The organism is Pluralibacter sp. (assembly GCF_019237635.1).
Lineage (GTDB): Bacteria > Pseudomonadota > Gammaproteobacteria > Enterobacterales > Enterobacteriaceae > Enterobacter_B.
In genome coordinates this window covers 38,967-48,282 of the sequence record NZ_JAFAGS010000111.1, presented here as the reverse complement: position 1 = coordinate 48,282, position 9,316 = coordinate 38,967, and the positions used below count along the sequence as shown (strand labels likewise).

At 53.7% G+C, this 9,316-nt stretch carries 10 protein-coding genes and 1 pseudogene; 3 read left to right on the top strand and 8 right to left on the bottom strand.

The window, feature by feature from the left end; genetic code table 11:
• Positions 1-328: citrate/2-methylcitrate synthase (locus JO226_RS13110; RefSeq protein ID WP_293592788.1), on the top strand; the 328-nt coding region annotated here is incomplete at its 5' end.
• Positions 329-430: 102 nt separating this feature from the next.
• Here JO226_RS13110 and JO226_RS13105 read toward each other — a convergent pair.
• Genes JO226_RS13105 through JO226_RS13095 form a run of 3 tightly spaced genes read right to left on the bottom strand, consistent with a single transcriptional unit; the run spans position 431 to position 1,752 of the window.
• The gene (locus tag JO226_RS13105; protein WP_293592786.1) at positions 431-883 is read right to left on the bottom strand and encodes a hypothetical protein; all 453 of its coding nucleotides are present in this window, start codon (positions 881-883) and stop codon (positions 431-433) included.
• A complete protein-coding gene (locus JO226_RS13100; protein WP_293592784.1) occupies positions 880-1,248 on the bottom strand; it encodes a tlde1 domain-containing protein in 369 nt (122 codons plus the stop codon). The genes JO226_RS13105 and JO226_RS13100 overlap by 4 nt, the downstream gene beginning before the upstream one ends.
• A gap of 12 nt (positions 1,249-1,260) precedes the next feature.
• Entirely contained in the window at positions 1,261-1,752 is a 492-nt protein-coding gene (locus JO226_RS13095; RefSeq protein WP_293592782.1) for a type VI secretion system tube protein TssD, read from the bottom strand.
• Positions 1,753-1,974: 222 nt separating this feature from the next.
• On the opposite strand from JO226_RS13095, the pseudogene JO226_RS13090 reads away from it, so the two are divergent.
• Positions 1,975-2,184: pseudogene (locus tag JO226_RS13090) on the top strand (hypothetical protein); the annotation flags it as partial.
• Between the two features lie 59 nt (positions 2,185-2,243).
• Here JO226_RS13090 and JO226_RS13085 read toward each other — a convergent pair.
• From JO226_RS13085 to JO226_RS13070, 4 genes are all read right to left on the bottom strand, one after another.
• Positions 2,244-3,032: an oligogalacturonate-specific porin KdgM family protein gene (locus JO226_RS13085; protein ID WP_293592780.1), complete on the bottom strand. Its 789-nt coding sequence runs from the start codon at positions 3,030-3,032 to the stop codon at positions 2,244-2,246.
• Positions 3,033-3,113: 81 nt separating this feature from the next.
• Positions 3,114-4,304 carry a glycoside hydrolase family 88 protein gene (locus JO226_RS13080; RefSeq protein ID WP_293592778.1) on the bottom strand — a complete coding sequence of 397 codons (1,191 nt, stop codon included), beginning with the start codon at positions 4,302-4,304 and terminating at the stop codon, positions 3,114-3,116.
• A gap of 30 nt (positions 4,305-4,334) precedes the next feature.
• Complete coding sequence (locus tag JO226_RS13075; protein ID WP_293592776.1) at positions 4,335-5,606, bottom strand: oligosaccharide MFS transporter; 1,272 nt, start codon at positions 5,604-5,606, stop codon at positions 4,335-4,337.
• Positions 5,607-5,639: 33 nt separating this feature from the next.
• Positions 5,640-7,421, bottom strand: coding sequence for a DUF2264 domain-containing protein (locus JO226_RS13070; protein WP_293592774.1), 1,782 nt, complete (start codon positions 7,419-7,421; stop codon positions 5,640-5,642).
• 192 nt (positions 7,422-7,613) lie between these two features.
• Between JO226_RS13070 and JO226_RS13065 the strand changes: the two genes are divergently transcribed.
• A complete protein-coding gene (locus JO226_RS13065) occupies positions 7,614-8,492 on the top strand; it encodes an AraC family transcriptional regulator (RefSeq protein ID WP_293592772.1) in 879 nt (292 codons plus the stop codon).
• On the opposite strand, the gene nei is transcribed toward JO226_RS13065, so the two are convergent.
• Complete coding sequence (gene nei / locus JO226_RS13060; RefSeq protein ID WP_293592792.1) at positions 8,483-9,274, bottom strand: endonuclease VIII; 792 nt, start codon at positions 9,272-9,274, stop codon at positions 8,483-8,485. The genes JO226_RS13065 and nei overlap by 10 nt on opposite strands.
• Positions 9,275-9,316: the final 42 nt, after the last annotated feature.

The following is a 9,316-nucleotide window of genomic DNA, read 5'->3' as shown; positions in this document are numbered from 1 at the left end:
CGAAACCTGCCACGAAGTGCTGAAAGAACTGGGCACCAAAGACGATCTGCTGGAAGTGGCCATGGAGCTTGAGCACATCGCGCTCAACGACCCGTACTTCATCGAGAAGAAACTGTACCCGAACGTCGATTTCTACTCCGGCATCATCCTGAAAGCGATGGGCATTCCGTCCTCAATGTTTACCGTTATCTTCGCGATGGCGCGTACCGTCGGCTGGATTGCGCACTGGAACGAAATGCACAGCGACGGCATGAAGATCGCCCGTCCGCGTCAGCTGTATACCGGCTACGAAAAACGCGATTTCAAATCCGACCTGGCCAAACGCTAATCCCGTTACGCCCGATAAAAAACGCGCCTGCTGGCGCGTTTTTTATTGGCGAGAAAGGTATTAATATAATGGCATTGCTCGTCAATTAAGCCATCCTCCATGCTATTGCCCATGTTTTACTTCTTCCCAAACACCTTCCAGATTCCATAGGCATTGTGCGCCCTCTGGTTCATCAAGCAGTGCCAGTCGTGTATCGCGGTAATAAGATTCAGATGCTTTTCCTGAACTCGCAACCTTTTGCACGCAGACAATATTAGTACCCTGAACTTCAGGATATCTTCCTGAGTCCAGCACGCGTAAAACCGATAATACACCTTTGGTGTTGATTGGTAGCGCAGTGGCTAACGCGTCTTCAAGCTGATCGGCTTGCTGGTGGTTGGCTTTTGAAGCAAGCGCGGGGACTATATCCAGCCACTCTTTTTGGCCTTCAGAGATTTTTTGGGTCACATACTGCCAGTCAGTCACTGAAAGGTTACCTGTTGCCGCTGATTCAGGTGTAGGTGCGGCAATGACGATGCCCGGCAAAAGTAATAGCCCTAACAGTAAATTTTTCATCTGATAACGTCCAGATACGCACCATGATCCTTACTCACTAACAGGCGTGTGGATGGATACATTATTATACAGCCCTCCGAAGCGAAGCCGGGTATGCCATGAACTTTTTCGCCATGCATACGGAAGGTGTTCATATCACGGTCATAGGAATTTCCGCTGACATGAATCAGCGTAATGGTTAAAGGTCCCTTACTGGTTCCTGTACTGCCGATCTTCCACGTTCCCCGTGGTATTGGGCCCATACCGCGCACTTGTTCACGGTCGGGATTGTTTTTATTGGTTAGAGCACCGGAGTAACCTGTTTCGATGAGCTTGCCATCTCTAAACAATTCGCCAGTGCTTTGCTTATACGTCCAGCTTGCCATTAGTGATCTCCTTTATGCAGTTTTGCGTTCTTTCCAGCTATCAGCGTGCTGGATGTTTCCGTCAACATAGTTCCATGTGATTTTTTCGTAACGCAGGCCGACATGCTCAATATGCCCGTGCTTTTCGAAATCTGGATCCTTTGTATCAAACATGATGGGTACAACATGACACACTCTCACGTTTTCTAGCTGGACATTGAAATACTCTTCTTCCATACCGTTGCTGTTGATGCAGTAATATTTGAACTCGGCTTTTGCCAGGGTTCGGCCAGTTGTTAATGCGCGGTACAAAAGTGGGCTTGAGGGATCAATTTCTTTTTCGAACGTATATGCCTCATGCTGGCGTGTTCCTGTAGCTGCTCCGGTCATATCGTCAGTGGGAATATATACGTCGTGCTGCATGCCCACCAATTCTATACTTCCCTCCCGACCGCGAACATCAACACCGCCTTTTAGTAGCTTCCCATCTTCCTCGTATAACCTTAAATAAACGGGTATAGCCATTTTGTTAACTCCTTTTAGTTGAAAAATCAATCACACATTACAACTACAAGGATTAACAAAATGTAATTTATGATTTCTGCATTGTCACCTTGATATTTATTGTGAATGCGTTAGGTGGAAATATTCATTGTTCGAGTTTAAAAGGTCTCAAATTTGATTTATGTCACGATTCAATCAAACGTCGTTACACCACTTCAAAAGGTGAAATAATCACAGTGCGTATTGAAAAAAATGGGAACATGCCGAACTGTATATTTATTCAGTGGAGAGCAATACGCCGCCTGGAGCGCCAGCAGCAGGTTCGCCTGCATCGCGGCGGGTATTGCGCACTGGAACGAAATGCACAGCGACGGCATGAAGATCGCCCGTCCACGTCAGCTGTATACCGGCTACGAAAAACGCGATTTCAAATCCGACCTGGCCAAACGCTAATCCCGTTACGCCCGATAAAAAAACGCGCCTGCGGGCGCGTTTTTATTATCTGCGGCGATTTAATTCAGATTAAATTTAAAGCCAACCCTTATCTGATATTCATCCTTCGTGTCATCACCATCTTTATATTTATCCAGATAGCCTAACTCAAAGAAGGGATAAAAACGAGGAGTGGTGTGGAACGTAAATACAGAATTATGCTGCAAGGTATGATTTTTACCATTGGCATACACAAATTTGTCGCCGTGCGTTTTGCTGTAATACGTGGGGTTATATTGCACCCAGAAATTCGGGGTAAAATACTTGGTTAAATAAATATCGACGCGATGCTCAGATGAATCATCCCAGTCCCCCTGCAGCGTCTGGCTATCATGGTTCTGGTGGTTGTAGCGGTAGCGCAGCACGGCGCCCAGCGTCGGGTCGAAATGGTAGCCAATACCGATGTAGGGGTCGATACGCGAACCGGCGGATTCCCAATGGAACACCGTCCCAGGCTCCAGCCAGAACCCGCTATCTCCCAGCGGAAACGGCTTGTTGATCTCCACTTCCTGATAGCTGCTTTTCCACTGATCCATATGCTTGCCAAGGTCGGCATCGGTCTCAAAACTCCAGTACATATTTTTCAGGATGCTGTCCGGATCCTGCACCACGCCGGTCAGCATCAGACGCTGTAAAAAACTCTCGCTGGCGGTACGGTACTGGGTGCGCGGCGCGAAAAAGACGGTGGTGAAGGGCGTGGGTTTAGCCTGAGGCATGGCGGCAACATTACTGGTATTTTCCGCATTCGCGCTAGCCGCTGCAGACATCAGCGTTGCGGCGATTATTATCTTATTAACATTGTTATTCATCTTTATATATTCCTTGCCGATACAGAGATAAAAACCTCCTTCCGAATTAACGGAATAAAATTCAAAAGGGGGTGTAAAATATTACCAGTAACGATTCCAGGCCATGGTTGCGCGGGTGATGGACTCCATCAGAAAATAATCACCCCAGGCACAACATTCATTCACCCCAACGTTACCTTTAAAATGATAAACCGAGTGCTTCAGTAACCCCTCCCCTGCCCGGTGCGCGGTATTGAGATAATAATCCACCATCCGCGCCAGCATCCGCAGCGCCAGCGTCTCATAGCTCTCGCGATCCGGGTGGGTGACGGGAAGCTGTTTCACCAGCTCAAGCAGCGCGCAGGCGACGATGGCGGTCGACGAGCTGTCGCGTTCGCTTGCCGGGTCGGTGAGCGACAGGTCCCAATAGCACACCAGATCGTCCGGCAGCCGGTTGATAAAATAATTCGCCAGCGTCTGGCTTAACGACAGCAGCCTCTCATCGCCGGTATAGAGGTAGTTGAGTAAAAAGCCGTAAATCCCCCACGCCTGCCCGCGCGACCAGCATGAATCATCGGAAAGCCCCTGATGAGTATTGCCAAAACGCGGTTCTCCGCTGTTCACGTCCATATACCAGGTATGAAACGTTGAGCCGTCCTCACGCACGATATAGCGCCTGGCCTGCCCGATATGCCGACGCGCCGCCTGCGCGTATCGCGGGTCGCCGCTGGCGGCTGACGCCTGATACAGCAGCGGGAGATTCATGTTGCAGTCGATTATCATGCGTCCCTGCTGTTCGGGGTTATCGAGCTCGCCCCACGCCTGAATGATGCCGCACTTCTCGTGATAGCGCTCCATCAGCGCCTCTGCCGCCTGCAACGCAATATATCTGGCCTGCCGGGAGCCGGTCAGCTTGTGGGCGGCAATGCACGACAGGCTGTACAAGAAACCGAGGTCGTGGTGATTGGTATGGTCGCGGCGTGCAATACGCTCGCCGAAGGCGCGCACATGCTGCTCCGCCAGCGTCCGGTATACGTCCTCCTTCGTCCATTCCCAGGCCAGCCACAGCTGACCGGTCCAGAAGCTGGTGGTCCACTCCTGGTTATCGATTATCGGATACAGGCCACTTTTACAGGCGGCATCCGGAAAACGCTGGCCAAAATAGTCCCGGTTACGGTCAATGGCGACGAGTATCACCGGCATCGCCCGGCGGATTTTCTGCGCAATGGCATCTCTTTCGCCCGGCAGCAAGGCGCAGCGGACGATCGGTTCCGTACGGATAGTCTCAGACATAATTCTCTCGTTTTTCTACTTCAATAAAGATCAGTGAACGGCATCGTGGTTTACGTCATGGGTCGGCATGACGTGCGTTTTTTTATGCTGATAGCAGGGTGAAAGCGTCAGGGTGGAGACAGCGGTAAACAGCAGCGCGGTAAGCCCCATAATCAGATAGGTGTGCTCAAAGCCAATTTTCTGGTAGGCGTAGCCCGCCGGTGGCGCGACGACGATAGAGCCGACATAAATCATCGCCTGATAGCCCAGCAGATACATCGTCGCATTGACGCGCTTGTCGAAATGCTCGGCGATATACTTGAAAACCGAGACAAGGATCAGCGCAATCTCAATGCCATACAGCGGTTTTATCAGGCAGATAATCAGCGGGTCGGAGGTGAGGCCGGAGACCACGAGACGCAGGCTTATCACCAGCCCGGTCAGGATCATGCCCTGCTTAGCGCCAATGCGGTTAATAATGGCTGGCACCAGCATCATGCCGAAAAACTCAGCGGCGGACTGCGCGGTACTCATGTAGCCGAACATCGCATTTCCCTCCTCTCTGGTGGCGAAAAAGGTCACGAAATAGCGGGAAAACTGCTGTTCGGCGATAAACATCATCCACGCGACGCCAGCGATATACAGCGCAAAGGTCCAGAACTTCCTGTTACGCAGCAGCTGGAACACATCGCCGATAACAATTTTCTCTTTTGACAGGACGTTGTTCTCTTCCTTGCCGAAATGGTCGACCTTCAGCGTCAGCAGCACGCCGAACATGCACAGTGCGGAAATACTGCTGATCACAAAGTTAATCTTTGGCGAGAGGTTGTAGAGATAGCCGGAAAACGAAGAGGCGGTAGCCCATCCCAGCGCCGCCCACATGCGAATACGGCCGAATTCCATATCATAGAGGCGGCTAAAGCGGTCGACATACGACTCCTCCGCCGCTACGCCGGCATACCAGCCGAGGCTGAAAAACAGTGCGCCGACGATTATGCCGCTGACAAAATGCGCCTGCAGCAGCGGCAGATAGCACCAGATGTAAAACGGCGCCATCAACGCAGAAACGATACAGACAAAATAGAGCAGATGTTTCTTCATCCCCATTTTGTCCATGATGTAGCCATACACCGGCTTAATCACTACCGCAAACACGCCGTTCACGGCAAACACGGTGCCAATCTCAATGGCGTCGAGCCCGGCCTTATCGCCAAGCCAGATGGCGTAGAGACCGAAGCTGGCGGCCCAGGTGAAGGTGAATAAAAAGACAAAAAGGCTGAGTTTGATATATGCCGACCGGGTCGACTGAACAGGGTTTATCATTCTTTTTCTCCGCACGCACGCCGGGTGCGTCAGTTATACAATCGTCAGGGTTTTATGGTTCAGCGCAAGCGTCTGGGTTCGGGGGTCGAACGCTATCGGCATCGGCGGCGGCAGCGTCCGGGCCAGCGTGGCGTCGACGGAACAAGCGAGCCAGTGGGTGCCTGGCATCAGCGTGGCGCTCAAACAGGGGATCCCGGCGGGCGCGGCATACAGAATATTGCTGTTAGGCGGCGTCGTTACGCTCAGCGGCTGGCGCGCGGCAAGCAGGCAGCAGATCCGACAACTGCCAGACGTTGCGCTGAGGGTAACGCTGTGCGCATCCTGGTCGCTGCTAAGCCCCTGGTGGCGGTTGACGGCAAAACCGCCCTCGACGCAGTCAAGCACACGGGGCGTGACCACCCGATGCAGCCGAAGGTGCCCCTGCTCATGAGGAATAAGCCAGGTGGTGACCGCGACGTCATGCCAGGGCCGCCAGTCGCTGCGGATCAGGCCTTCAGCCACCGTTACCGCCTCGCACTTGCGGCGTCCGCGCCAGTAATCGTCCTGTTCGCTGAACATCAGCATCGAATCGCAGGCGGCGTGGGAAATGCTGTAGCGCCCTCGTTCGAGGGTAAAGCCAAAGTGGCTTGAGTAGGCGAACTTGCCGTATTTCTGCTCAAAATTGACAAAGTTATTGCGGTCGTGCTGCCCGGACATCAACATCCAGGCGTGCCGATGGTTCTCATCGTGAATAATCACCTGCCCCGCTTCCGCCACGGTATGTACCCTTTCTAGCGCGGGTAGCGGCGCGGGTTCGACCTGCCAGAACTCGCACTCCTCCCCAAGCGCCAGAATCAGCAGCGCCTTAAACGCCCAGTACGGCGAACAGGGACTATTGTAATCCTCGGTCATGATCAGGTTCGGCCAGGTATAACCGAGGGTAAAGAGACCGCGCTCATCGGTTATCGGCTGGCTTTGCCACCAGTCGAGATGGCGCAGTATCAGCCCCTTCACCACCGCCGTCGGCAGGACATCGAGCCCGCTAAACGCCACCGCGCTCCAGAAGGCGACCTGCACAAAGCGGTAGGTCAAGCTGCGGCCAAAGGGAATCGCGCTGCCGTCGCAGGTAAAATAGTGGATGTAGTCTTTGGCAAACTGACGCGCGCGCTGACGGTAGCGCAGGCAGCGCTGCGGATCGACGTCCTGCATGAAATGACTGTACAGCAGGCTGTAAAAATGAAAGCCGCTCGAAATGTAATAATCACGCGGTTTGCCCTCGCCGTCTGAATACCAGCCGTTGCCGAGCCAGAAGGGCTCAATCGCGTTCAGGTGTCTGTCGATGACCATCATGTCGTAGTCATGCCCCGCGCACTTCAGCCCAACCTGCACCAGCACCGGGAAAAAATGCCAGTTATTGTCTGGAGTCTGAATATCCGCGCTCTGCTGCAACCAGCGCGCCAGATTGTTCTGCTCGGAGGCCGACAACGATGACCAAATCCCGGTATCGGGCAGCGCCAGGCTTAGTCCAAAAGCAGCCATCTCCACGCAGCGCTGATCGTAGTCGACTAAATCGCCCCAATAGTCCGGGTGCGCAGGGTCGCTGCCGTGGCGAATACCGTGAATAAACGCCGGGCGGAGGTCGGCGCCCTCGCCGCCGCTTAGCAGCGGCGCCAGCCCCCACAGCAGACGCGAAAATCCTTCGATTCCGGCAATCTCCGCCGGGTACTGTGCGGAAGACGCTCCCATTACCAGCCGCGTGTCATTCCGCGCCAGATGCGGGATAGCTGCGGCTATCCACTTCTGTGCCAGCGCGCTGTATTCCTGCTTTGTCCGCATAATGAAACCCCGTTTCATACGTTGAATAATGGCCGCATGATAAGAAGTCCCTCTGACACACAAATGTGATAATTGTCGTATTTTCAAACACTCCAGGTGATGAATAACAACATTAATCCGGTTTTTGGTTTGAAAATTTGGTTACAGTGATAAAAGTTTAAGTTTATTCACATTGCCTGCATGAGAGCGGAGATGAGCGACAAATCGCAGCGGACGGAAGACAGCCGTTACCTCGAACACATCAATCTGAATGACAAATCGATTTACTTTAATCGTATGACCAACATGCCCGCCAACTACTACCACTGGCACCAGTGTGCAGAGATTTTGTCGGTTTCTCAGGGCGTTGGCATTGCGCTGGTGGAGCATCAGCAATACACCGTCAAGCCAGGGCGAGTCTTTATTTTCCCACCGGGAAAACTGCATAAAGTGTTCGTTGAGCAGGATGCCCGCAACATCTACCACCGCACTACCCTGCACTTTAGCGGGCCAATGGTTGAGCACTATCTTCGCGATTTCCCGCGTCAGCAAACGCTGCTGCGCCAGCTGTGCGGTCAGGGAGAAAAAGCACGGGTGTTTGATGTCGGCGACGTGCAGCCGGTCATTGAAGCGCTGTTGGCGAGGTTTGAGGCACTGACCAAAACCGACACTTTCAGCATCAGCGACAGCGCCTTTCTGGTGATGCAGCTCATGAGCCTGCTGCCCCATCAGGAGCAGGCAACCGGGCAAAATACCTTTTCGGTCAGTATTATCCGCTGGATTGAAAATCACTATCAGCAGCGCTGCTCGCTGGAGGAGATAGCCCAGGAGATGGGCTGTTCGCGCGGTCACGCATCGCGCCGGTTTCATGAGGAAACGGGCGGCACCATCCAGGAGTATCTGATCATGCGGCGAATTCGCCAGGCCTGTGAGCTGCTGCTGCACACCGGCGGCTCTGTCAGGGAGATTGCCAGGCAGGTCGGCTTTCCAGAATACGCGTGGTTTATTACCTGCTTTCGCAAAAATATGGGAAAAACGCCGCTACAGTACCGGAAAACCTACGCGCCGGTACAGCGCAGCGGCTATTTCTGACAGCCTGGACACCAGTAAAATGGCCGCGACGACTGCACTGTTTTTTCAATGATCCCGCCGCAGCGCTCGCACATCTCGCCATCGCGGTGAAAAACCTTAAAGCGAAACAGCGCGCCGTGATGTCGGTTGTCCTCCGCTTTGCCTCGCGTGCGGTAGGAGAGACGAGGAATCTCCAGCAGCGCATGGGAGAGCGCGTCGAGTTGCGCATCACTTAGCCCGGACGCTTTATGCTGCGCGGTCAGCCCGACCTGCCAGAGGATCTCCACCCGCAGGTAATTTCCCAGTCCGGCAAGAAACGCCTGGTCCAGCAGCAGCCCGGAAAACTGCCGGTTGCGAAAACGCGGCGACAGCAAACGCGCCCGTACGCTTTGCACAGTGAGCGTCATATCAAGCACATCCGGCCCGACACGCTGTAAAAAGGGGTGAGTCGCCAGCTGTTCGGCGGTCAACATGGCAATATCTGACGCGCTATAGAGCAATATCGCTTTTTCCGCCGTCTGCAGTTTCACCCGCAGCACACGCGTCGTGTCCGGCAGGGTTCCCGCCTCCACTACCCGCCAGACGCCGTACAGCTGATTATGGCTGTAGAGCGTCAGCCCGCCGGAAAAGTGCATCAGCAGCGCTTTTCCGCGGGTCTCGATGCGCGTCACGGTTTGACCAAGTAACGGTAGCTGGTACTGCTTAAGCTGCGGGAAGGCAAACCAGACCTCGGTCAATGGTTTGCCTTTGATCGCCGCCTCCAGGTTATCCGCCGCACGGCGGATTTCCGGACCTTCCGGCATCGTTCTGTCCTTATTTCTGCTCGATGAGTGGGTTGCGCCGCC

What these genes read in the sequence shown, in the direction of transcription:
- JO226_RS13105 (WP_293592786.1), bottom strand. Translation starts at nt 883, where the DNA reads ATGAAAAATTTACTGTTAGGGCTATTACTTTTGCCGGGCATCGTCATT.
- JO226_RS13100 (WP_293592784.1), bottom strand. Translation starts at nt 1,248, where the DNA reads ATGGCAAGCTGGACGTATAAGCAAAGCACTGGCGAATTGTTTAGAGAT.
- JO226_RS13095 (WP_293592782.1), bottom strand. Translation starts at nt 1,752, where the DNA reads ATGGCTATACCCGTTTATTTAAGGTTATACGAGGAAGATGGGAAGCTA.
- JO226_RS13085 (WP_293592780.1), bottom strand. Translation starts at nt 3,032, where the DNA reads ATGAATAACAATGTTAATAAGATAATAATCGCCGCAACGCTGATGTCT.
- JO226_RS13080 (WP_293592778.1), bottom strand. Translation starts at nt 4,304, where the DNA reads ATGTCTGAGACTATCCGTACGGAACCGATCGTCCGCTGCGCCTTGCTG.
- JO226_RS13075 (WP_293592776.1), bottom strand. Translation starts at nt 5,606, where the DNA reads ATGATAAACCCTGTTCAGTCGACCCGGTCGGCATATATCAAACTCAGC.
- JO226_RS13070 (WP_293592774.1), bottom strand. Translation starts at nt 7,421, where the DNA reads ATGCGGACAAAGCAGGAATACAGCGCGCTGGCACAGAAGTGGATAGCC.
- JO226_RS13065 (WP_293592772.1), top strand. Translation starts at nt 7,614, where the DNA reads ATGAGCGACAAATCGCAGCGGACGGAAGACAGCCGTTACCTCGAACAC.
- nei (WP_293592792.1), bottom strand. Translation starts at nt 9,274, where the DNA reads ATGCCGGAAGGTCCGGAAATCCGCCGTGCGGCGGATAACCTGGAGGCG.